Source organism: Brevundimonas sp., assembly GCF_027484365.1.
Taxonomy (GTDB): domain Bacteria; phylum Pseudomonadota; class Alphaproteobacteria; order Caulobacterales; family Caulobacteraceae; genus Brevundimonas.
In genome coordinates this window covers 35,418-57,187 of the sequence record NZ_JAIXTC010000016.1, presented here as the reverse complement: position 1 = coordinate 57,187, position 21,770 = coordinate 35,418, and the positions used below count along the sequence as shown (strand labels likewise).

Below are 21,770 nucleotides of genomic sequence, written 5' to 3'. Positions count from 1 at the left end.
GCAACGGCCAAGCTTGGCGAAGGGTTCCTCCGTCGGCGATCCGACGCTGGATCTGGAAGCGATCAGGGCTCCGCAGCGATCGGGGCCAGCACCGATCCGACCTCCGGCAGCGCGTCTATGGAGCGGCGCAGGGTCGCCGGCCGGTAGGCCCGGGTCGCCTGTTCGAAGGCGTAGCCCAGGGACAGGATGCGTGCGTCGTCCCACCTGGCCCCGATGAAGCTCAGCCCCACCGGCAGCCCCTGCACGAAGCCCATCGGCACGGTCAGATGCGGATAGCCCGCCACGGCCGGGAGCGTCGACGCCGCCCCCAGATAGTGGTCGCCGTTGACGATATCGATCGACCAGGCCGGCCCCACCGTCGGCGCGATCAGGGCGACGACGTCGTTCCGGCTGAGCATCCGGTCGATCCCCTCGACCCCGGCCAGCCTCAGCGAGGTCGCGCGTGCCGCGATGTATTCCGAATCGTCCAGCCCCCGCGTCGCCTCGGCCTTGATGAAGGTTTCCTGCCCGAACAGGGCCATTTCGCGCGGCGTCGCGATGTTGAAGGCGATGACGTCGGCCAGGGTCCGGGTGCGCACCTGCCTCGGGTCGGTCGAGGCCAGATAGGCGTTCAGATCCGCCTTCAGTTCATGGTGCAGCACCGTGGTCTCGGCCTCGCCGATGGCCTCCATATCGGGCCCCTCGGTGATCTCGACCAGGACGGCTCCGGCGTCACGCAGGGCCTGAAGCGTCTGTTCGAACACGGCGTCCGTGTCGGCCGAATAGCCGGTCAGGAACCGCGCCACCCCGATCCGGGTCCCGCGCAGGGAGCCGACGTCGAGGGCGGCCCGGAAGTCCGTCTTCCGCGCATCCGCCTCGGCCGTCGCCGGGTCGGCGGGATCGGTCCCGGCGATGACCGACAACAGGATGGCCGCATCTTCAACGGTGCGGGTCATCGGTCCCGCCGTATCCTGCGAATGGCTGATTGGCACGATATGGGTGCGCGACACCATGCCGACGGTCGGCTTGAAACCGACGATGCCGTTGATCGCGGCCGGGCAGACGATCGACCCGTCCGTCTCCGTCCCGATCGCCGCCGGGGCCAGTCCCGCAGCCACCGCCGCGCCCGATCCCGAAGAAGAGCCGCAGGCGTTGCGATCCAGCGCATGCGCGTTGCGGGTCAGTCCGCCCACCGCGCTCCACCCCGACACAGAGGCCGATGAGCGGATGTTGGCCCACTCCGACAGGTTGGTCTTGCCGAGAATGACCGCGCCCGCCGCTCTCAGCCGCGCCACCAGCGGCGCGTCCCGCCCCGGCGCATTGTCCAGCAGCGCCATCGACCCGGCGGTCGTCGGCATGTCGGCCGTCTCGATATTGTCCTTGAGCAGGATCGGCACGCCGGACAGGGGGCCCGGCGCGAACACGCCCGGCTCCATCCCTTCAAGATCGCTGACCGCGATCACCGCATTCAGGGGCTGGTCCGACCCGACCCCGGTGGAGGCGATCAGCGCCATCGATGCGCTCAGGGCCCCCGGGGCCAGCGTCGGGTCCGCAATCAGGGCGGCGACGGTCGGCGGCTGGTATCGGGGAGCGTCTTCGCCCAGGTCCCAGCTGCCGTCGCCGTTGGGCGTGGCGCACCCCGCCAGCGTCAGGGCGGTCAGGGTCAGACCGAGAAGCGTTCCGCGCCGGATCATCACTGCATTCCCTCAACGGAACCGGCCCGCTCGCCCGGCGCCACCCGCGCCTGCGTCTTCTGTTCGAACGCATAGCCCAGCGACAGCACGGTGGCGTCCTGCCACTGGCCGGCCATGAAGCTGATCCCGACGGGCATGCCGCGATCCATCCCCATCGGAACGGTCAGGTGCGGATAGCCCGCGACGGCTGCGAGCGTGCTGGCCGACCCCTGCCCGTTGTCCTCGTCATCCCGGTCGTTGGTCCAGGCGCGCGACGTGGTCGGCGACACAAGGGCGACGACGCGGTTCTCCGCCATCATCCGGTCGATCCCCTCGACGCCCGACAGCCTCAGCGAGGTCTCGCGCGCCGTGACATAGGCCGGATCCTCCAGCCCCCCGGTCGCCTCGGCCCGTTCGAACAGTTCCTGGCCGAACAGCACCGTCTCGCGCGGCTCGGCGGCGTTGAAGGCGATCACGTCCGCCAAGGTCCGGGTCGGGACCTGTTCCGGGTCGGTCGAGGCCAGATAGGCGGTCAGGTCGACCTTCAGCTCGGTCAGCAGCACCGTCAGCTGCGCCCCGCCGATGGCCCGCATGTCCGGCCCCTCGGTGATCTCGACCAGTTCGGCGCCCGCGTCGCGCATGGCCTGCAGCGACCGTTCGAACGCCGCCTTCGTATCGTCGGAGAAGTTATTCGTCATGAACCGCAGCACCCCGATCCGCGCGCCGCGCAGGGAGTCCGCGTCGAGCTCGGCGACATAGTCGACCTTCTTCGCATCGGCCTCGGCCGTCGCCGCGTCCAGCGGGTCCGAACCGGCGATGGCGTTCATGACGAGGGCCGCGTCGTGCACCGTCGTGGCGATCGGTCCGGCAGTGTCCTGCGAATGGCTGATCGGCACGATATGGGTCCGGCTGACCAGACCCACCGTCGGCTTGAACCCGACCACGCCGTTGACCGAGGCCGGGCAGACGATGGAGCCGTTCGTCTCCGTCCCGATGGCCACGGGCGCCAGTCCAACCGCCACGGCGACCGCGCTGCCCGACGACGACCCGCAGGCCGTCCGCGTCAAATCATAGGGGTTCGGCGTCAGCCCGCCGACGGCGCTCCAGCCGCTGATCGACCGGGTCGAGCGGATGTTGGCCCACTCTGACAGATTGGCCTTGCCCATGATGAAAAAGCCCGCATCCCGCAGCCGCGTGACCAGCGGCGCGTCCCGACCCGGTGCGTTGTTCGCGAGCGCCAGCGACCCCGCTGTCGTCGGCATGTCGGCCGTCTCGATATTGTCCTTCAGCAGGATGGACAGGCCGTCGCCTCCGCGCGCCTCGAACGCCGCGACGTCCGGCAGCGAAGTCCAACGGATGACCGCGTGGAAGTTGGCCGCGTCGGAGTAGCATTTGGCGAGTTGGACCACCGCGGCGGATTGGACAGGACCCGCGCCCCGCGTCGCCGCGAGCGCGCCGCACTCCACGTCCGACGCCGCCGCTTGCGCCGCCAGCATCGGCCCAAGATCCTGACTGAACGCCGGCGCCGCCAGCGCCGAAAGGATCAGTCCGCCGACGGCGCCCGCGATCCGATCGTGCGATCGAGGAAGTCGAGATACATGCGCCATTGTTGCAGCTGCCTGTCGTTGCCCCGCACGCCGTGCCGCTGCCCGGGATAGAGCATCAGTTCGAACGGGATGGATCTGGACTGAAGCGCGTCGATGACCCGCGTCGAGTTTTCGAGAATGACGTTGTCGTCGGCCATGCCGTGCATCAGCAGAAGCCGGCCCGTCAGGTTCTCGAGGCGCGGAATGGCGTCCGAGGCGGCATAGCCTTCCGCGTTGGCTTCCGGCGTCGACATGAACCGCTCGGTGTAGTGGGTGTCGTACAGGCTCCACTCCGTCGGCGGCGCCCCGACGGCTGCGGCCGCCAGCCCCATCTTCGGCTCGGTCAGCGCCATCAGGCTCATGAACCCGCCATAGGACCAGCCCATCATGGCGATCCGGGCGTCGTCGACATAGGGCAGCGACCTCAGATAGTCGGCGCCGAGAACCTGATCCTCGATCTCCGGCTGGCCCATCTTCAGATACAGGGCCTCCTTGAAGGCCGCCGACCGGTCGCCCTCGCCGCGGTTGTCCAGCCGGAAGACGATATAGCCGGCCTCGGTCAGCAACTGGGTGGTCGCCGGCAGCCAGCCGCGCCTGACCCCGCCGCCGCTGGGCCCGCCATAGACCTGCATCACCACCGGATACGTCCGCGACGGATCGAAATCGACCGGCTTCGACATCTGCCAGACCAGGGTCTCGCCGTGGCTCTCCAGCGTACCGAACTCGGTCACCGGACGGCGCGATACATAGGGGGCGAACGGGTGATCCGCGTCCAGCGCGTTCTCCTCGATCCAGCGCACGAAGGTGCCGTCCGCCTGGTACAGGCCCGACCGCATGGGCGTGGTAAGGTCGGTGTAGTTGCCGACATAGGCCGTGCCGGTCCGGTTCATGCTGGCCGACCACCACCCGCCCCGGGGCGTCACCGCCACCGGTTCGACGGTGGAGTTCAGGCTGGCGCGGAACAGCTGCTGCTCGATCGGATATTCCTCGCCGTCGCGCATCGAGGCGGTGAAATAGACGTCGCCCGTCTCGGCGTTGACCCCGCTCAGCCCCTTGATCGCATAGCCGCCGCGCGTGATCGGGCGGATCTGGCGACCGTCGGCCCCGTACAGATACAGATGCCGCCAGCCGCTCTCCTGCGACGACCAGATGAAGGTGCCGTCCTTCAGGGCCTTGAAGTCGTTGTTCAGCGAAACCCAGGCGTCCGACCTCTGGGTCGAGATGACGCGCGACGCCCCGGTCGCCGGATCGACGGCCAGCAGGTCGAGCGTCTTCTGGTCCCGCGACTGGCGCTGGACATACAGGGTCCCGCCGTCGGCCGACCAGTTCACGCGCGCCAGATAGATGTCGGTGTTCGCACCTAGGTCGACCTTGACCCGGCGGTTCGCCGCCACGTCCTGCACATACAGTTCGACCACGGCGTTCGGCCGTCCGGCGCGCGGATAGCGCTGCTCGACCACGCTGGCGCCGCCGCCGGTGATGTCCAGCCGGGGGACGACGTCGACGGTCGACTCGTCGGTCCGCTGCAGGGCGATGAATTTCTCGTCCGGGCTCCACCAGTAGCCGGTGTCGCGGTCCATCTCCTCCTGGGCGATGAACTCGGCCGTGGCCCAGGTGATCAGCCCCTCGCCGTCCGTCGTCACCTCGGTCTCGGCCCCGGACGCGAGGTTCAGCACCACCAGGTCCTGGTCGCGCACGAAGGAGACAAAATTGCCCTCGGGCGACACCTTGGCGTCGATCTCGTCGGCCTCGGTCTCGGTCAGACGACGGATGTCTCCGCCCTCCCGGCTGGCCAGGAAGATGTCCCCTTCCAGCGGCGCCAGGATGTAGCGACCCTGCTCGTCCCAGGAGTATTCGACGACGCCGCGCTGCGAGATCCGCATCCGCTCGCGCCGCGCCTTCTCGGCCTCGGACAATTCGCCGGCGTCGGGGACCAGGGCCCGGGCGTCGATCAGCTTGAACGGTTCGCCCGCTCCGGTCGGCGCTGCCCACAGGTCGAGCACCGAGACGTCGTCCTCGCGCGCCCGCAGGAAGGCGACCAGTTCGCCGTCGGGCGACAGGCTGACCCCCTGGGCGACCGGGCCGTTCAGGCTGGGGTTGGCGAACACCCGCTCCGGCGTCAGCACGGCGGGGTTAGCCTGGGCGAAGGCCGAACCGGCCGTCAGGGCGAAGACGGAAGCAAGAAGAACTGTGCGCATGGGGACGGACGCTAGTCGCAGAAATCGACCGCGTCATCCCCCCCGTCTTCCCTCTCCCGGGGGGAGAGGGCTTGAGCCTCCGGGAGCGAAGCGATCGGCAAGGCGAAAGGGTGAGGGCCGTGCCTCACCGGCGATATCCGACCCTCATCCGTCTCGCTACGCGAGCCACCTTCTCCCACCGGGAGAAGGAAGATGAAGCGCGACACCCGCGACCTTTCGCGCATCCCTCCAACCGCCTAATACACCCCGCAATGACCGACGCCGCCCTCTCCCCGCCGCCGCCCAAGCCCTCGGCCTTCCACGAACTTGAGGTCGTCTGGGTCCATCACTGGACGGACCAGCTGTTCAGCTTCCGCGTCGCCCGGCCCGAGGATTTCCGCTTCCGCTCCGGCGAGTTCGTGATGATCGGCCTGCCGGGCGAGGATGGAGCCAAGCCGACCCTGCGCGCCTACTCCATCGCCAGCCCTTCCTGGGACGAGGAGCTGGAGTTCCTGTCCATCGCGGTGCCCGACGGCCCCCTGACCTCGCGACTGGTCAAGATCCAGCCCGGCGACACCGTCCTGATGGGCAAGAAGCCGACCGGGACCCTGGTGCTGGACGCCCTGACCGGTGGCCAGACTCTGTGGCTGATCGGGACGGGCACGGGCCTGGCCCCCTGGCTCAGCGTCGCCCGCGATCCCGACACCTACAGCCGCTTCGGCCGCGTCATCGTCTGCCACACGGTCCGCAACGTCGCCGACCTCTCCTACCGCGACTTCCTGACCACGGGCATCCACGAGGATCCCCTGATCGGCGACGAGGCAAAGGCCCAGCTGACCTACTACCCGACCGTGACCCGGGAAACGTTCGACACCCCCGGCCGGATCACCGACCGCATCTCATCGGGCGCGATCTTCCGCGACCTCGGCCTGCCGGAGGGTTTCTCGCCCGACCGCGACCGGGTGATGCTGTGCGGCTCCATGGCCATGATCAAGGAGACCGCCGCTCTCCTCGACGGGTTCGGCATGAAGGAGGGCTCCAACGCAGAGCCCGGCGACTATGTTCTGGAGCGCGCCTTTGTCGGCTGAACACCACCCGCAGATCGTGGCCGTGGATGCGCGAGTGGATCCCGCAGCCTGCCAGACAATGACCGAGGTCCGTCAGGGCGTCGACGCGCTCGACCGCGCCCTTGTCGCCCTGCTCGCCGAGCGCCAACGCTACATGGACGCCGCCGCCCGCATCAAGCCGGACCGCGATGCCGTCCACGACGACGCCCGCATCGAGGACGTCGTCGCCAAGGTCCTGGTCAGCGCCGAGGCCCACCACCTGTCGCGAGACATCGCCGAGCCGGTCTGGCGGCTGTTGATCGACCGCTGCATCGCCCACGAGTTCTCGACCTACGACCGCACACGCAGCTGATCCCGGAGCCCGCCATGACGTCCAAGGCCTATGAAATCCACGAAATCGTGGTCTCGGACGCGGAGGCCTACGCCGAATACGCCAGGCTCGCCGCCCCCACCGTCGCGGCCCACGGCGGCCGCTATATCGTGCGTGGCGGCACGGGCGCGGCCATCACCGGCGAGGCCCCGGCGGCCCGGGTCGTCATTCTGGAATTCCCTGACCGCGACACCGCCATCGCCTGGCGCGCCTCGCCCGAATACCAGGCTGCGCTGAAGATCCGCGAGGCCGCCTCGACCTCGCGCGTCTACATCGTCGACGGCGTCGCGCCCTAGGCCTTCAACGACCGCAGCATCAACTCATGCCGCCACGCGGCGACGTCGGCCAGGGCCTGCCCCAGGGCGTCCCTGACGTGGTCCAGCTTCGCCGGCGCGACCTCCTTGCCCGAGGCTTCCGCATCGGCGCAGACCTCCGCCAGGGCGCCAGCCCCGATGCCCGCCGCCGCGCCCCGGATCGTGTGCACGGCGTCGCGCCAGCCTTCGCTGCGCGCGTCCAGCATCGGCGACCACATCCCGGCCTGCTGCACGAACAGGCCCAGGATCTCCTCCGCGACCCCGTCGTCGCCGCCCGTCGTCCGGTCCAGGACCGAGAAGTCGACGGCGCCCGACAGGTCGCGGCGCGACATCAGGCGGCCTGGTCGGGGTTCTTGGCCAGACGCGCGTTGCGCATCGACCAGCCCAGATAGACCACCAGCCCGCCGAGGTTCCAGTACAGGAAGTACAGCTGGGTCCTCGCCTGGAGGCTGAAGAAGAACAGGACGCAGCCCACGATCGTGATCGTCCCGACCAGCCACCAGAGCGGCGCCTTGAACATCCGCACCCGGTTCGGATCGCGCAGGCGCAGCACGATCAGGCTGACGCCCACCGCCGCGAACGCCGCCAGCGTGCCCGCATTGGCCAGTGACGCCAGTTCGTCCAGCCGCATCACGCCCGCCAGAGCGGCCACCACGATGGCGGTGAACACCGTCACCACCGCCGGCACGCCGCGTGACGAAATCTTCGCCAGCGAGGTCGGCAGCAGCCCGTCGCGCGCCATGCCCAGGAAGATGCGGCTCTGGCCAAACAGGAAGGCCAGCAGCACGGTCGGCAGGGCGATGACGGCGCTCGCCGCGATCCACTGCGCCGCCGTCCCCTGTCCCATCTCGCGCAGGATCAGGGCCAGAGGCTCGGGGCTGGCCGCGAAGCTCGCCACCGGCCGCGCGCCGATCGCCGCGGCGGCCACCACCAGATACAGGGCCGTGCAGATCAGCATCGATCCGACGATGCCGATGGCCAGATCGCGCTCGGGCTTTTTGGTCTCTTCCGCCGCCGTCGAGATGGCGTCGAAGCCGTAGAAGGCGAAGAAGATGATCGCCGCCGCCGCCATGACGCCCGTCTGCACCACCGGCTGTCCGGTGATCAGCTCCGCGAACGGAAGGGCCGGCGCCCCAAAGCCGTTAGGCATGAAGGGGGTGAAGTTGGCTGCGTCAAAGGCCGGCAGGGCGATGGCCACGAAGGCGATCAGGGCGGCGACCTTGATGACCACCAGGATGGCGTTGAGCGTCGCGCTCTCCCGTGTGCCCAACAGCAGCAGCCCGGTCACGACGGCGATGATCGCCACGGCCGGCAGGTTGATCAGCCCGCCCTCGACGTGCGGCCCGACGGTCAGGGCGGTCGGCAGATCGATCCCCAGCCCGGTCAGGAAGCCGACGGCATACCCCGACCAGCCCACGGCCACGGCCGAGACGACCAGCGAATACTCGAGAATGAGGCTCCACCCCACGATCCAGGCGATCAGCTCGCCCAGCACCGCATAGGAATAGGCGTAGGCGCTGCCCGCCTGCGGCATCATGGTCGACAGCTCGGCATAGGCCAGGGCCGCACAGGCGCAGACCAGTCCCGCCAGGCCGAAGCTGATCATCACCGCCGGTCCCGCCAGTCCGGCGCCGACGCCGATCAGTGTCAGGATCCCCGTCCCCACGATGGCGCCGACGCCCAGCGCCAGCAGGTGCGGCCAGCTCAGGGTCGCCTTCAGCCTGGGTCCATCCGACGCCTGGTGCATCGCATCGATCGACTTGCGCCGGTTCCAGAAGGCCATTCGCTCAAACTCCCCCGATGGTCCTTTCCGGACCGATTCCGCCGGGATGCTAGACTGCCCTGCGACGAACCGAAACACCGTGTGGAAAACCCTTGCATCCCACAACCGATGTCTCTATTTCCGCCCCCTTCGCCGGACGTCCGTGACGACCGCGCGACGATGGAACGGGTGATTAGCTCAGTTGGTAGAGCAGCTGACTCTTAATCAGCGGGTCGTAGGTTCGAACCCTACATCACCCACCATCGTCCTCTTCCCGACTAAACGACAGACCGGCGGCCTTCAGCGCCGAACGCGCGAGATGTGGTTGCTGACGGGCACCCTGATGGGCCGGGACGACCTTCTGAAATCCTTCGTGGCCGTGACGGTCGTTGCGGCCGCCGTCTATACGGCGCTGGGCGTTTTCGGGACTGTCGCCTTCATGTGGGGCCCCTACCTCTAGACGACGGCAGCCGTCCGGGGCCTCGGCACGCCGTCCACACGCGCGCCGACCTCAACGGTCCCCCGGCATGAGCCGGTTACGGCTCAGTCTCCGCCGTGACCGTGGCCTTCGGCGTCGGTCGCCCCGACCGCGAAGCCCTGGTCGCTCTCGTTCTCGAACCAGAAGGGCGCCCGCGCCCGCGTCCGCAGCCCGACCTCGTTCATATGGTCATCGTAGAGCCGGCCGTTGGCCAGGGTGTAGCGGATCGAGGTGGTGTTGCGGATGTTGTCCAGCGGATTGGCGTCCAGCACCACCAGATCGGCCAGCTTGCCCGCCTCCAGAGAGCCGATGTCGCGATCCAGACCCAGGGCCAGTGCGCCGTTGAGGGTGCCCGCCCGCAACGCCTCCATGGGCGTGAAACCGCCCTGGGCCAGCATCCACATCTCCCAGTGGGCGCCCAGACCCTCGCGCTGGCCGTGGGCGCCGATCTCGACGACGACGCCGAGGTCGTTCAGCGCCTTGGCCTGTTCGGCGATCTGGATGTGGTTCCACTCGTTGGCGGGCTGGGTCACCGGACGACGGGCGCGGGCGTCCAGCAGACGGCGCGGCACGTACTGGGTCAGGATCGGGTGGTTCCAGACCTCGCTCTCCTGGTACCAGTAGTTCTCGCCGGAGGAGCCGCCGTAGGCGACGACCAGGGTCGGATTGTAGGCCGTGTCCGACTGCCGCCACAGGTCGTGGACGTCGTCGTACATCCGGGCGACCGGGATCGAGTGCTCGATCGTGGTGTGGCCGTCCACGATCATCGTCATGTTGTGCTGATAGAGGGACCCGCCTTCAGGCACGACGTTCATGCCCAGCTGGCGCGCGGCCTCGATGATCTGCTGGCGCTGGTCGCGGCGCGGCTGGTTGTAGCTCTTGACGCTCCAGGCCCCGACGGCCTGCATCCGCCGCAGGGTCGACAGGGCGTCGTCCAGATTGTTGATCACCGCTGTGAAGTTGGTGTTCGCGCCATACAGGATCGTCCCTGTCGAGAAGATCCGCGGCCCGACCACCCGACCGGCGCGGGCCAACTCGGAGTGGGCGAAGATCTCCGAAGTGTCGTTCGACGGGTCGTGGATCGTGGTCACCCCGAAGGCGAGCGCCGCATAGTTCACCCAGCTCTGCTGCGGAATGATCTCGTCGGACCCCATGGAGCCGTGCCAGTGGGCGTCGACGATGCCGGGGATGATGGTCTTGCCGGTCACGTCCACGACGACGGCTCCGGCCGGAACCGTGACCTCGCCGCGCGGACCTATGGCCTCGATCCTGTTGCCGTTGGTGACGATGACCCCGTCTTCGATGACGCGGTCGCCGTTCATGGTGACAATCCGGGCCCCGGTCAGGGCCAGACGGCCCTCCGGGCGGTCGGCGGCCTGGCTGAAGCCGAGGTTGATGCCGGTCTCCGGCGGTTTGGGCAGTTCGGCCGGCGCGCCCTCGACGAAGGCGAAGCCCTGGTTCAGATCGCGGCTGAACAGCTGCGGTCCGAGCGACCAGCTCAGACGGCTCGAGTCGCCGGACCAGGTCAGCCAGTCGCCGGCGTCGCGCGTGAACCGCGTCTGCGGCAGGGCCTTGCCGTCGGCCGACAGGGTCACCGGCCGGCCCGTCCGGGCGAACGGGGCGACGAAGGCGTTGAACCGCTCGGTCCAGGCGATCCACCGCTCGTCCGGCGACAGCACATAGTCCGCCGCCCATTCCGAGGTCAGGTGAACCCGCTCGTCATGGCCGTTCAGGTCGACCGACTTCAGCGCGGAGTTCCGCTCGACCTGCCCCGTGAAATAGATGCGGTCGTTCGAGGCTCCGAACTGGGGCGCCGAGCCGTCGTCCGTGACGAAGGTGGCCTCGCCGCCCGCCGTCGGAACGCGGTAGATGCCCGGCTCGCGGCTCCAGAGACCCGAGGTCAGGGTCCCGTCCGCCACCTTGCGATAGACGATGGTGCGCCCATCCGGGGAGAAGGTCGGCTCGATATAGTGGCCCGGGCTGGAGGTCACGACCCGTCCCTCGCCGCCGGCCGCCGGGATCACCCGGACGGTCCCCAGGTCCTCGTCGTCCCAGGTCGCGTAGACGATCGACCGGCCGTCCCGCGACCAGTTGGGATAGAGCTCGAAATGGTCGGACTGACGCGTCAGGCGACGCGGCGCGCCGTTGGGCAGGTCCCTGATCCACAGATTGCCGAGCGCCTCGTAGACCACCCGCGAACCGTCCGGCGACGTCCGCGCCCAGCGGATCATCTTCACATCGAACGCATCCGGCGCGACGTCGACCGGGAAGCGCACGGCCTCCTCGACGCGGCGGGTGTCGGCGACATGGAACGGGATGTCCGCGACCTCGCGCGAGGCGACGTCGATGCGACGAATCTGGCCGCCGGCCCAGAAGACGATGGCCGAATTGTCCGGGGTCCAGCTAATGGCCGGATAGACGCCGTGGACCGCCCAGGTCTCCTGCATGTCGCGGTCGAGACCGGAGTAGATCGCCGTCTCGCGGCCGCTCTCGATATCCATGACGAACAGGGTCGACTGGTATCGAACGCGCCGGATGAAGGCCAGGGACTTGCCGTCCGGCGACGGCGTCGGCCGGATCGACCCGCCGGGTCCGCCGAGGAACTCCTCGACCTCCCCCGTCTCGCGATCCAGCCGCTGGATGACGTAGATCTCGGTGTTGACGTCCTTGGAGTACTGGAAGGTCTCTCCGGGCGTGTTGTCATCCGAGAAATACAGATAACGGCCGTCCGGAGAGAAAGCCGGCTCGCCCGAATCCTTCTGCTGCGTCCGGCGCGTGGTCAGTTGAACCCCGCCCCCGCCCGAGCGGTGATAAAGCCACATCTCGCCGGCCCCGAGCGACCGGGACGAGGTGAAATGCTTGCGCGCCACGATGAACTCGCCGTCCGGCGACCAGTCGGGCGAGTTCAGAAGGCGGAAGCTCTCGTCCGACACCTGGGTCGGGTTCGAGCCGTCGCGGTTCATGACCCAGATGTTGTCGCCCCCGTCGCGGTCGGAGGTGAAGGCGATCTTCGTCCCGTCCGGCGAGTATTTCGGCTGCATGTCCCAGGCGACGCCCGAGGCGATGGCCCGGGCCTCGCCGCCGCCGATCGGCATCACATAGATGTCGCCCAGCAGGTCGAAGACGATCTCCCGGCCGTCGGGGCTGACGTCCAGCGCCATCCAGGTGCCTTCGGTGACGTCGATGGCGGCGTCATGCGCCGGTCCGGGCGGGTTCTGCACGTCCCACTTCGGAGTCTCGGCCTCGGCTTCTGCCACCGGCGGCCCGGCCGGTGCGATCACGGGCGACGGCTGCGCCGTCTGGGCCCATCCCGTATTGGCCACAGACAAAGCCACAACGGCGCTCAGCACGACACGCATCAGCATATGAAGGTTCCCCAAACGCTTGTTCCGGCATCTGTAGGACAGGCTGTCGCCCTTTGGCGATAGGCCCCGTCACCGGGAAAGCTGTGCACGAAGACGTGAAGGGGTTATACGGAAACAATTCACCGTGCTGGTGTAATGCCAGCAGGCGTCGTTCATCTGCTTGAAGTATTGCAAAGCTGGTCGGGGGACCGTTCTTGCCACATCAGATACTGAAGAGCCTGCGCGCCTGCGCATTGTCAGCCCTGCTGGTTGTTGGACTGGCCTCCTGTGGCGACGGCCGCACGTTCGCCATATTCGCCGATGGCCGCCAGGGCACGACTCCCGTCGAGAGCAACCCGCAGGATGCCGCAGCAGCGGCGCGTTTCCTGACCCAGGCGACGTTCGGACCAACCGACAACGACATCAAGACGGTCATGGCCAAGGGCTACGACGCCTGGCTGGAGGGCGAGTTCAACGCGGTGTCGTCGTCGCATCTGGCCTATGTCGACAACCGCCTGGCCCAGATGCTGCTGACCAACCCCTCGGCGAGCCTGAGCGCGAACCAGTTCTACGAAAGCTACTGGCTCTACGCCTCCACCAGCCGGGCCCAGCTGCGCGAGCGGATGAAACTGGCCCTGTCGGAGATCTTCGTCATCTCCCTGGTGGATGCCGCGGTCGATACACGCGGCGCGGCATCCTACTACGATATGCTGGGGGCCAACGCCTTCGGCAACTATCGCACCCTGCTGCAGCAGGTCGCCCTTCATCCGATGATGGGGCGCTACCTGACCCATCTGGCGAACCAGAGGGAAGACACGGCCTCCGGGCGCAAACCCGACGAGAATTTCGCCCGCGAAGTCCTGCAGCTGATGTCGATCGGCACCTACGAGCTGGAGCCCGACGGGACCCTCAGCCGCGACGGGACCGGGGCGACGATCCCGACCTACACGGCCGAAGATGTGTCCAACCTGGCCAAGGTCTTCACCGGCTACAGCTGGTACCATCCGTCCCCGACCAACAGCACCTTTTTCGGTGGTTCGCGCAACGTCGACGCTTCGGTCCGGCCGATGATCTACTATGCGAATTACCACTCGATCACGGCCAAGACCTTTCTGGACGTGACCCTGCCCGGCGGCGCGGCGAACGGGCCTAACGAACTCGGCCTCGCACTCGACGCCATCTTCAATCATCCGAACGTGCCGCCGTTCATGTGCCAGCGCCTGATCCAGAGGCTGGTCACCTCCAATCCGACGCCGTCCTACGTCGGGCGCTGCTCGGCCGTGTTCAGGAACAACGGCGCGGGCGTGCGCGGCGACCTGCGGGCCGTGGTCAAGTCGATCCTGATGGACCCCGAGGCGCGGAACGCCTCGCTCGCCTCGACACCGGGCTACGGCAAGGTGCGCGAGCCGATCATCCGCCTGACAAACTGGATCCGGGCCTTCGGAGCGACCTCGATCAGCGGCGGCTACCTGATCACCTCCACCAGCGCCAACACCTCCCTCGGACAATCGCCGCTCACCTCGCCCTCGGTCTTCAACTTCTACCGGCCGGGCTATGTCCCGCCCAACACCCGTCTGGGTGCCCAGGGCCTGACCGCGCCCGAGTTCCAGATCGTCGACGAGGTCACGGTGGCCGGCTACGCTAACACCATGCAGACGGCCATCGGCACGGGGATCGGCTCCGGATCTGATGTTCGGTCGGCCTATGTGAACGAGATCGCCATCGCAGCCGACGCCAACACCCTGGTCGACCGCATGGATCGGATGCTGCTCTACGGCCAGATGAGCCCTACCCTGCGCGCGCGACTGATCGAGAGCGTGAACAGCGTCGCGATCCCGGCGCCCACAGCGAACAATGCTGCGACCATCGCCACCGCCAAGCTCAACCGGGCCAAGCTCGCGATCTATATGACGATGGTTTCGCCCGAATATCTGGTGCAGCGATGAGCCACGGAATCCACACCCGCCGTCAGCTGCTGCGCGTCGGCGGCGGCCTGTCCATTCTGGGCGCTGCGGCGCCCTTCGCGGCCCAGCTCGCCGCGGCAGGGGCCGCCGTCAGCCAGAGCGCGCCCGACTACAAGGCCCTGGTCTGTGTCTTCCTGTTCGGCGGAAACGACGCGAACAACATGGTCCTGGCGACCGACCAGGACTCCTGGGGTCGCTATTTCGCAACCCGCAACACCGGGGCCGATCCGATCGCCCTGATGCCGGCGGGCATGGCCCCGACCCCGATCGGCGCGACCAACACCCTGACCGGCCGGGTCTCCGCCGCTGCGAGGCCCGAGGCCTGGGGCGGCGTCCTGCCCATCGTTCCGCGCACGATCCAGGCGATCCCGGCCGGGACCAACGCCTCGACCCGGACCTTCGGCCTGCATCCGTTCATGGGCCCGGTGAAGACCCTGTTCGACGCCGGTCGCCTGGCGGTCGTCGCCAACATCGGCACCCTGGTCCGCCCGGTCACCCGGGCCCAGTACGAGGCGCGCAGCGTCACCCTGCCGACCAACCTCTTCTCGCACAACGATCAGCAGTCCACCTGGCAGGCCGGCCGCACCGAAGGCGCCCAGCTGGGCTGGGGCGGCGCCTTCAGTGACCTGCTCACGGGCACGAACGGAACGAACGCCGTCTTCACCGCCGTTTCCACGGCCGGCAACGCCGTCTTCCTGTCGGGCAACGACGTCGTCCAGTACCAGATGAGCACGGGGGCCCAGCCGGCCATCGTGATCAACGGCCAGTCCGGAACAAGCCTGTTCGGATCCAGTGTCGCGCCCGGTCGCGTGCGCGAGATGATCCGGGACACCTCGGCGGCCAGCCTGTTCGCCGCCGACTACGCCACCACCACCGACCGCTCCATCGGCGCGGCGACGTCCCTGAACTCCACCTTCACCACCCCTGCCGTCACCGGGGTTCTGGCGGCGCCCGCCTATCGCAACCCGATCAGCGGAGCGACCGAGACCAACTCCCTGGCGGTCCAGCTCCAGACCGTCGCGCGTATGATCGCGGCCGCCCCCACCCTGGGGGTCAAGCGTCAGGTCTTCTTCGTCAGCCTCGGCGGCTGGGACAGCCACGACGTCCAGAACACAGCCCAGCCGAACAACCTGTCGAAGGTCGCCTCCGCCCTCTCCTATTTCGATGAGGCCCTCGGCAACATCGGCGGCGTCAACATGCGCGAGTCGGTCACGACCTTCACGGCATCGGACTTCTCGCGGACCTTCACCACCAACGGCGACGGCACTGACCACGCCTGGGGCGGCCACCATCTGGTGATGGGCGGCGCGGTCAGGGGGGGCGACATCTATGGCCAGTTCCCGACCGTCGGCATGGACCAGGGAACGGCCTTCCGTAACCCGGACATGACCTCATCCTACCTGATCCCGACCACCTCGGTGGATCAGTATGCCGCCACCTTCGGCCGCTGGATGGGTGTGTCGGAAACCAACCTCGACCTGATCTTCCCGAACCTCAGGAACATGGTCACCCGGGGCCTGGGCTTCCTCTAGCGTCGGGGTTTCCCGCCCACTCCGCGTCCCGCGCCGCCTCGTAGCTGTCACGGACGGCCTGTCTCGGCTGATCGGTGCCCAGCTGGGCGATCTGTTCGGCCCAGACATCGGCCAGCCGCCGCACGGTCGTCGTGACCCAGCCCGGCGCCTGCTGGCGCGACCAGTTCTGGATCGACACGGAGTTGAAGATCAGCAGAAAGACGGTCGCCAGTAGAAGGATCCGGCTGGTCCAGCGACGGTCGCGCGCGGCGACGCCTTCCTCGTCCGGCGGCTCTCCCGGCGGAAAGGCGAAACGCCCCAGGGCCAGCAGCCGGTTCACGGGCTCCGGCGCGGTCGGCCGGTCAGACGCGTCCGCGGCTTCGATCCGGTCGCCCCTTGCATCCGGGACGGGCGAATCCTGCCCGACGTCCTCGACCGGGTCATCGAGCCAGGGCTCGACTTCCCCCTCCAGCGGCGGAAAGGGATTGGCCGGGATGGCCGTCGGGAAGGGCGCCAGCGGGATTTCCGGATCGTCGGGATGGTCGCTCATATCGCCTCCCTCAGAACTGGAAATAGATGAAGGGCGCCACGCCGTCCGGTCGCACGGCCTCGACCAGCAGGATGGCCGCGCCGACCAGCAGACCTATCGTCACGGACGGGGCCGGTTTCATCCAGGTCGCGAGGCCCTCGGCAGCACGTGGCGGCAGCCAGTGCATGGCCAGGCCGCCGACGATCAACGTCAGCAAAAAGGGCGTCACCAGGGTCGCCGCCTGGAACCGGCCCAGACCCGTCAGCACCTCCATCGCCATCGGGAAGGTCTCGGCCCGGAACAGGATCCACCCGAGGCAAACGATGTGGAAGGTGACCAGCACGCCGAGCCAGGCCGGCGGCCCCCTGCCCTCGCCAAGCACCGATCGACCCAGCCGCTCCACCACCTGCACCCCGCCGTGCAGCGCGCCCCAGGCCACGAAGGTCCAGGCCGCCCCGTGCCAGAGCCCGCCCAGCAGCATGGTGATGAAGACGTTCAGGCACGACCGGACCAGCCCCTTCCTGCCGCCCCCCAGCGGCACATAGAGGTAGTCGCGCAGCCAGCTCGACAGGCTGATATGCCACCGCCGCCAGAAGTCCTGCATCGAGCTGGCGCGATACGGCTGGTCGAAATTGCGCGGGAAGGAATAGCCGAGCAGGGCCGCGATCCCGATCGCCATGTCTGAGTAAGCCGAAAAGTCGCAATAGATCTGGACCGCATAGCCATAGACCGCCGCCAGCAGGTCCAGCGTCCCGTAGGCGGTCGGGTCGAAGAAGACCGGATCGACCAGCCGGACCGACAGCTCGGACGCGATCACCGTCTTCTTGAACAGGCCCCAGCAGATCAGCAACAGGCCGTGCGTCGCCATCTCCCGCGTCAGCCGCGGGGCGCGGTCGAACTGCGGCAGCAGGTCCGATGCCCGCACGATCGGCCCGGCCACCAGATGCGGGAAGAAACTCATCAGCAGCATGACGTCCAGCAGGGACTTCGCCACCGGCGTCTTCCCGCGATGCACGTCGACGACGTAGCTGATGCCCTGGAAGGTGAAGAAGCTGATCCCGACGGGCAGGACGATCTGCAGCAGCGGCAGGTCCCGCTCCCAACCGAACCGGTTGAGCAGGTCGCCCGCCTGCTCGACGAAGAAGCCGTAGTATTTGAAAAAGCCGAGGATCAGCAGGTTGCAGGCGACACCGAGGCCGACCAGCCATTTGCGCCGCTCCTGCTCCTCGGACCGCGCGATCAGCACCGCGACGCCCCAGTTCAGGACAGCGGAGGCGATCAGCAGGGCGACGAACCGCCAGTCCCACTGGGCGTAGAAGAACCAGCTGGCCAGCAGCAGGAACAGCTTGCGCCGCCCATTGTCGCGATCCAGCGACCAGGCGGTGAAATAGACGAACAGGAAGAACACGCCGAACGCCAGCGTCGGAAAGAGCACCTACCGCCCCCCTGCGCGCCGGTCGTATGCCGCCAGGATATCAGCGGCCAGCAGGGATCCGATCCAGTCGCCGCCCGGGCCGGTGAAATGAACATGGTCGCCGCGCATGAGCGGGGCCTCTCCCCGGGTCAGGGCGAAGGCTGAACAGTCTCCTCCCATGCGGCCCCTCCAGTCCCAGAACGCGACGCCCGTCGACGCCGCAACCCGATGCTGCAGGTCCCGCACCACGGAGAGCATCTCCGGCGCCTTCCAGCGATGATCCGTATCGCCGGGACAGCGCCCGCCTCCGTCCCCGCGCATCGCCTCGGGCGCGCCCAGGATCAGGATGGCCGTTCCCGGCGATGTCTCCCGCACCCTTTCGATCTGGCTCCGCAACAGCCGCTCATAGGTGCCCGGATCGAGCAGATCGTCGAACCCCTCGTTGGTGCCGTAGGCGATAATGACCAGGTCCGGTCGCGCCTCGCCGTCGTCGAACAGCTCTTCCCGCCCGGCCATCCCGTTCAGCGTCGCCCCGACCACGCCATGGGCCTGAAGCCGGATCGGCACGCCCTGGAACCGGCTTTGCAACCGCCAGAGCAGCGACCGGGTGATATCCCCCCCTGCCGTGTGGCTGTCGCCGAACTGGACGATGGTCACAGGTCGACGTTGCCCGATGGCGCCGAAGAACGCGAGCAGACCCTCCGGCTGACACAGCCCGCCGGGGCAGGTCGCACTGACCGGCGAAGGCAGGGCGGTATAGGGACGTTCCTGCGCGACCGCAGAGTCCGCCAGCGCCAGGCCGAAAACGAGAGCGGTTGCCCGGATCACGTCGCCGGGTCTGCGACCGGGCTGGCCAGTCCCGCATCCCGCTTCAGCCGCGCGGCGACCGGCTCGGTGATCCGCTGATAGCCGGCCGTCGACATGTGGATCCCGTCATTGGCCCGCATCAGCCGCCGGCGTCCTGTGCCAGTCTCTGGCAGGTAGGCGTCGTATTCGCCCTCGGCGTTCTGGGTGAGGCTCTCGGTCTCGAGCCAGGGGACGCCGAGGGCCTGCATCCGCGCAGACACGACCTCGTTGATCAGCATCATCTTCGCGTCGAAGCCGGCGCGTTTCATCGCCGGCAAGCCGACCCAGTAGACGGCGATGTTGCGGCCCCGCAGCAGCGCCACCAGGTCGTCGACCCGCCTGGCATAGGCGGCCTTCCAGCCGTCGGTGCCGAAGTCGTGGATCTCGCCGTCGATGCTGATGCCCTGGGCGTCGTTGGTGCCGAACAGGATCACCGCCGCATCGACCGGCTGTTCGGCGATCTGGCGCGCTGTCTTGGCCTGGATGTCGACGTAGTCGTAGCGGCTGAGCCCTGTGGAAACCTCGCTGAACCGGGTCACCGTCACACCCGGCTGGTCGCGCATCTCGCGATAGAGGCTCGTCCACAGGCCGTCGGCCATGGAATCTCCGAACACCCCGATCCTCAGATGTCCGCTGGCGGCCATCGCGGCGAGGGGTGTCAGGATCGGCGCCGCAGCCGCCGTTACCGGCAGGGCCGCGGGTGAAACCGACGTCGTAGGGGGGCCGGCGGAGGCATTGGCCGCTCCACCCAGCATCAGGGTCGGGCGGCGCAGCCAGCTGCGACCGTCCGGCGTAAGCGCCAGACCGATCAGGACCCCGATGACGAGGGCCGCCGTCACTGCATTGATGCCCGCGCGCAAACGTTCCACCCTGACCGGGAAAACTCAGGCCTTCCTATAGCCCGGCTGCCGTCGACGCCGCCATGCCGCACCCGTCACACACGAGGAATAAGGGCTAGTTGGAATAGAGCTCACTGATATCCAGCCGCGCCGGCTGGCTCATGCCCGAGCTGTAGGTGCCGACCCAGATGTCGTAGGTGCCGCTCGCCGGATTTTCGATGCGCAGCGACGGATTGGATCCGCTGTTGCCGCTGTCATCGTCGCAGTACCAGAGACCATCGGGCGAGTTGACGACCAGGGTCGTGTCGCTGGTGCTCTCCACGCTGAGGATCAGAGGCAGACTGCCGGCGCTGTAGCTCAGCTCGACGTCCGGCGCGCGCGTGACGAAGCCCCGGCAGTGCGAAGCGATGTTCTGGGCGTCGATGCTGCCGCCGGCGCGCATGGAGATTCTTTGCGGGTCGGGCGTGAAGCCGGCGCTCAGCGTCACCGTGCCATAGTTGGCCGCCTCGAAAGGGTCGACCGCGCCGGCATAATTGCTCCGATCACCGCCGCCACCGCCGGCGTTGCCGCTCAGCTCGGTGATGTACAGCTGCGCCGACCCGCCGTTGCCGCCAAAGGCGCCGACGAACACGTCGTACACGCCCGATTGCGGATCGGGGATCGACATCAGCGGGTTGGTGCCGTCGCCGCTGTCGTCGTCGCAATACCACCGCCCGTTCGGGCCGTTGATGACCAGGGTCGTGTCATTGTCGCTGGTGACGCCGAAGATCAGCGGCAGGCTGCCCGCGCTATAGGACAGTTCGAAGTCCGGAGCGGCGGCGACCATGCCGACGCAGCCGTTGGCCACCGTCGTGGCGTCGACGGGACCACCGGAATAGATGTCGACGCGGTAAGGATCGGGCGTGAAACCGGAACTCAGCCTGGCCGAGCCGAAGGTGGGGTTCTGGCTGATGTCGACCGACGGAGTCTGGCCCTTCTGACCCTTTTGTCCGCTCTGCGGCGCCGCGACAGATGCGCCCGCCGACAGCGCCAGAGCGGCGCCGATCATCAAGGCAAACCGAAAGCCCGTCTTCATAACCTGTCTCCCCTGGGCGACGCCCGTCGCCCGTACTCGCCATAATGTCATCCCGCCCGTGCGGGACGTCTTCGTCAAAATGAATGAGGCGCGCGATCCGCCACGGTGGCGGATCAGATATCATCCCCTGGTCAAAGACAACTGCCGGATCACTGAAGCTCGGTGATGAACAGTTCCGCGTCTCCGCCGTCGCCGTCGAACGCGCCGACCCAGACATCATACACGCCCGATTGCGGCCGGTAGAAGCTGACCTCCGGATCCGTCCCGCCGCCCGAATCGTCGTCGCAGTACCAGCTGCCGTCCGGACCGTTGATGACCAGGGTCGCGTCCTGGTAGCTCGACACCCCGAACGTCAGAGGCAGGCTGCCGGCGTCATAGGTCAGCTGGAAGTCCGGTGCCCGCGAGATCATGCCCACGCACTCTCCGCCGAGGCTCGACGCATCGATATCGCCGCCGGACGTCACCTGGACGGTATAGGGATCGTCGTCGAACCCGGATTCCAGATACTCCTCGCCATAGTTGGCCCGGGCGCTCGGGTCAGGCGCGCCATTGCCGCCGCCGTAGTTTCCGCTGCCGTAGCCTCCACCGCCATAGGCCGGGCCCGGCCCATAGCCGCCGCCATAGCCATAGGGATCCTCGACGCAGCCAGACAGGCCGATGATCGCCAGTGCGCCCAGCGCCAGAATGATCCGCATCACATCTTCCCCCCGGGACCCCTCGCCCCCAGGGCATCAAAGATCATTGATGCCCTGACCACAACCGTGGACCCGACGCGCGTCGGAAATCGTCAGGCAGCCCGTCTGCCCGGTTAACGTTGGCGCTCCGCGCGTCACCTCGCTACC

At 67.9% G+C, this 21,770-nt stretch carries 18 protein-coding genes and 1 tRNA gene; 7 read left to right on the top strand and 12 right to left on the bottom strand.

The genetic code is table 11. The annotated features are described in order from the left end of the window. Positions 1-62: 62 nt before the first annotated feature. The 3 genes from Q0044_RS06680 to Q0044_RS06670 all read right to left on the bottom strand — a co-directional run bounded on the left by Q0044_RS06680 (position 63) and on the right by Q0044_RS06670 (position 5,436). Positions 63-1,415, bottom strand: a complete 1,353-nt coding sequence (locus tag Q0044_RS06680) for an amidase (protein WP_298161012.1) — start codon at positions 1,413-1,415, stop codon at positions 63-65. 257 nt (positions 1,416-1,672) lie between these two features. Then, positions 1,673-3,148, bottom strand: a complete 1,476-nt coding sequence (locus tag Q0044_RS06675) for an amidase (protein WP_298160948.1) — start codon at positions 3,146-3,148, stop codon at positions 1,673-1,675. Between the two features lie 47 nt (positions 3,149-3,195). Beyond that, positions 3,196-5,436: a S9 family peptidase gene (locus tag Q0044_RS06670; RefSeq protein ID WP_298160947.1), complete on the bottom strand. Its 2,241-nt coding sequence runs from the start codon at positions 5,434-5,436 to the stop codon at positions 3,196-3,198. A 251-nt stretch (positions 5,437-5,687) separates the two neighbouring features. Between Q0044_RS06670 and Q0044_RS06665 the strand changes: the two genes are divergently transcribed. From Q0044_RS06665 to Q0044_RS06655, 3 genes are read left to right on the top strand one after another with little or no spacing between them, the layout of a single operon-like run. Next, positions 5,688-6,503: a ferredoxin--NADP reductase gene (locus tag Q0044_RS06665; protein WP_298160945.1), complete on the top strand. Its 816-nt coding sequence runs from the start codon at positions 5,688-5,690 to the stop codon at positions 6,501-6,503. Continuing rightward, positions 6,475-6,834 (top strand): chorismate mutase, encoded by a 360-nt coding sequence (locus tag Q0044_RS06660; RefSeq protein ID WP_298160944.1) that lies wholly within the window; start codon positions 6,475-6,477, stop codon positions 6,832-6,834. Before Q0044_RS06665 ends, Q0044_RS06660 begins: the two co-directional genes overlap by 29 nt. Before the next feature lie 14 nt (positions 6,835-6,848). Then, complete coding sequence (locus Q0044_RS06655; RefSeq protein WP_298160943.1) at positions 6,849-7,148, top strand: DUF1330 domain-containing protein; 300 nt, start codon at positions 6,849-6,851, stop codon at positions 7,146-7,148. On the opposite strand, the gene Q0044_RS06650 is transcribed toward Q0044_RS06655, so the two are convergent. Next, a complete protein-coding gene (locus Q0044_RS06650; protein WP_298160941.1) occupies positions 7,145-7,498 on the bottom strand; it encodes an Hpt domain-containing protein in 354 nt (117 codons plus the stop codon). The genes Q0044_RS06655 and Q0044_RS06650 overlap by 4 nt on opposite strands. After that, on the bottom strand, positions 7,498-8,949 hold the full coding sequence (locus Q0044_RS06645) for an amino acid permease (protein WP_298160939.1): 1,452 nt from the start codon (positions 8,947-8,949) through the stop codon (positions 7,498-7,500). Before Q0044_RS06645 ends, Q0044_RS06650 begins: the two co-directional genes overlap by 1 nt. A gap of 166 nt (positions 8,950-9,115) precedes the next feature. Between Q0044_RS06645 and Q0044_RS06640 the strand changes: the two genes are divergently transcribed. Further along, positions 9,116-9,191: transfer RNA gene (locus Q0044_RS06640), tRNA-Lys, on the top strand. A 62-nt stretch (positions 9,192-9,253) separates the two neighbouring features. Beyond that, on the top strand, positions 9,254-9,388 hold the full coding sequence (locus Q0044_RS06635) for a hypothetical protein (protein WP_298160938.1): 135 nt from the start codon (positions 9,254-9,256) through the stop codon (positions 9,386-9,388). Positions 9,389-9,471: 83 nt separating this feature from the next. On the opposite strand, the gene Q0044_RS06630 is transcribed toward Q0044_RS06635, so the two are convergent. Then, a complete protein-coding gene (locus Q0044_RS06630) occupies positions 9,472-12,771 on the bottom strand; it encodes an amidohydrolase family protein (RefSeq protein ID WP_298160936.1) in 3,300 nt (1,099 codons plus the stop codon). 194 nt (positions 12,772-12,965) lie between these two features. On the opposite strand from Q0044_RS06630, the gene Q0044_RS06625 reads away from it, so the two are divergent. Further along, positions 12,966-14,696 carry a DUF1800 domain-containing protein gene (locus Q0044_RS06625; RefSeq protein ID WP_298160934.1) on the top strand — a complete coding sequence of 577 codons (1,731 nt, stop codon included), beginning with the start codon at positions 12,966-12,968 and terminating at the stop codon, positions 14,694-14,696. Further along, complete coding sequence (locus tag Q0044_RS06620; RefSeq protein WP_298160932.1) at positions 14,693-16,246, top strand: DUF1501 domain-containing protein; 1,554 nt, start codon at positions 14,693-14,695, stop codon at positions 16,244-16,246. The genes Q0044_RS06625 and Q0044_RS06620 overlap by 4 nt, the downstream gene beginning before the upstream one ends. On the opposite strand, the gene Q0044_RS06615 is transcribed toward Q0044_RS06620, so the two are convergent. The 6 genes from Q0044_RS06615 to Q0044_RS06590 form a co-directional block, all read right to left on the bottom strand. After that, the gene (locus tag Q0044_RS06615; RefSeq protein WP_298160930.1) at positions 16,221-16,775 is read right to left on the bottom strand and encodes a hypothetical protein; all 555 of its coding nucleotides are present in this window, start codon (positions 16,773-16,775) and stop codon (positions 16,221-16,223) included. The two genes, Q0044_RS06620 and Q0044_RS06615, sit on opposite strands and share 26 nt — an antisense overlap. Before the next feature lie 10 nt (positions 16,776-16,785). Continuing rightward, complete coding sequence (locus Q0044_RS06610) at positions 16,786-18,189, bottom strand: MBOAT family O-acyltransferase (protein WP_298160929.1); 1,404 nt, start codon at positions 18,187-18,189, stop codon at positions 16,786-16,788. Beyond that, positions 18,190-18,996, bottom strand: coding sequence for a GDSL-type esterase/lipase family protein (locus tag Q0044_RS06605; RefSeq protein WP_298160928.1), 807 nt, complete (start codon positions 18,994-18,996; stop codon positions 18,190-18,192). Then, entirely contained in the window at positions 18,993-19,874 is an 882-nt protein-coding gene (locus Q0044_RS06600) for an SGNH/GDSL hydrolase family protein (protein WP_298160926.1), read from the bottom strand. The genes Q0044_RS06605 and Q0044_RS06600 overlap by 4 nt, the downstream gene beginning before the upstream one ends. Positions 19,875-19,968: 94 nt before the next feature. Next, a complete protein-coding gene (locus Q0044_RS06595) occupies positions 19,969-20,901 on the bottom strand; it encodes a peptidase (protein WP_298160924.1) in 933 nt (310 codons plus the stop codon). Between the two features lie 176 nt (positions 20,902-21,077). Further along, positions 21,078-21,623, bottom strand: coding sequence for a peptidase S1 (locus tag Q0044_RS06590; protein ID WP_298160923.1), 546 nt, complete (start codon positions 21,621-21,623; stop codon positions 21,078-21,080). Positions 21,624-21,770 lie beyond the last annotated feature (147 nt).

Bases quoted from the DNA above. Each gene is read 5' to 3' on its own strand.
- Q0044_RS06650 (WP_298160941.1), bottom strand. From the start codon at position 7,498: ATGTCGCGCCGCGACCTGTCGGGCGCCGTCGACTTCTCGGTCCTGGAC.
- Q0044_RS06680 (WP_298161012.1), bottom strand. From the start codon at position 1,415: ATGGAGCCGGGCGTGTTCGCGCCGGGCCCCCTGTCCGGCGTGCCGATC.
- Q0044_RS06655 (WP_298160943.1), top strand. From the start codon at position 6,849: ATGACGTCCAAGGCCTATGAAATCCACGAAATCGTGGTCTCGGACGCG.
- Q0044_RS06590 (WP_298160923.1), bottom strand. From the start codon at position 21,623: ATGCGGATCATTCTGGCGCTGGGCGCACTGGCGATCATCGGCCTGTCT.
- Q0044_RS06645 (WP_298160939.1), bottom strand. From the start codon at position 8,949: ATGGCCTTCTGGAACCGGCGCAAGTCGATCGATGCGATGCACCAGGCG.
- Q0044_RS06595 (WP_298160924.1), bottom strand. From the start codon at position 20,901: ATGATCGGCGCCGCTCTGGCGCTGTCGGCGGGCGCATCTGTCGCGGCG.
- Q0044_RS06665 (WP_298160945.1), top strand. From the start codon at position 5,688: ATGACCGACGCCGCCCTCTCCCCGCCGCCGCCCAAGCCCTCGGCCTTC.
- Q0044_RS06630 (WP_298160936.1), bottom strand. From the start codon at position 12,771: ATGCTGATGCGTGTCGTGCTGAGCGCCGTTGTGGCTTTGTCTGTGGCC.
- Q0044_RS06620 (WP_298160932.1), top strand. From the start codon at position 14,693: ATGAGCCACGGAATCCACACCCGCCGTCAGCTGCTGCGCGTCGGCGGC.
- Q0044_RS06670 (WP_298160947.1), bottom strand. From the start codon at position 5,436: ATGCGCACAGTTCTTCTTGCTTCCGTCTTCGCCCTGACGGCCGGTTCG.
- Q0044_RS06660 (WP_298160944.1), top strand. From the start codon at position 6,475: ATGTTCTGGAGCGCGCCTTTGTCGGCTGAACACCACCCGCAGATCGTG.
- Q0044_RS06675 (WP_298160948.1), bottom strand. From the start codon at position 3,148: ATGCTGGCGGCGCAAGCGGCGGCGTCGGACGTGGAGTGCGGCGCGCTC.
- Q0044_RS06615 (WP_298160930.1), bottom strand. From the start codon at position 16,775: ATGAGCGACCATCCCGACGATCCGGAAATCCCGCTGGCGCCCTTCCCG.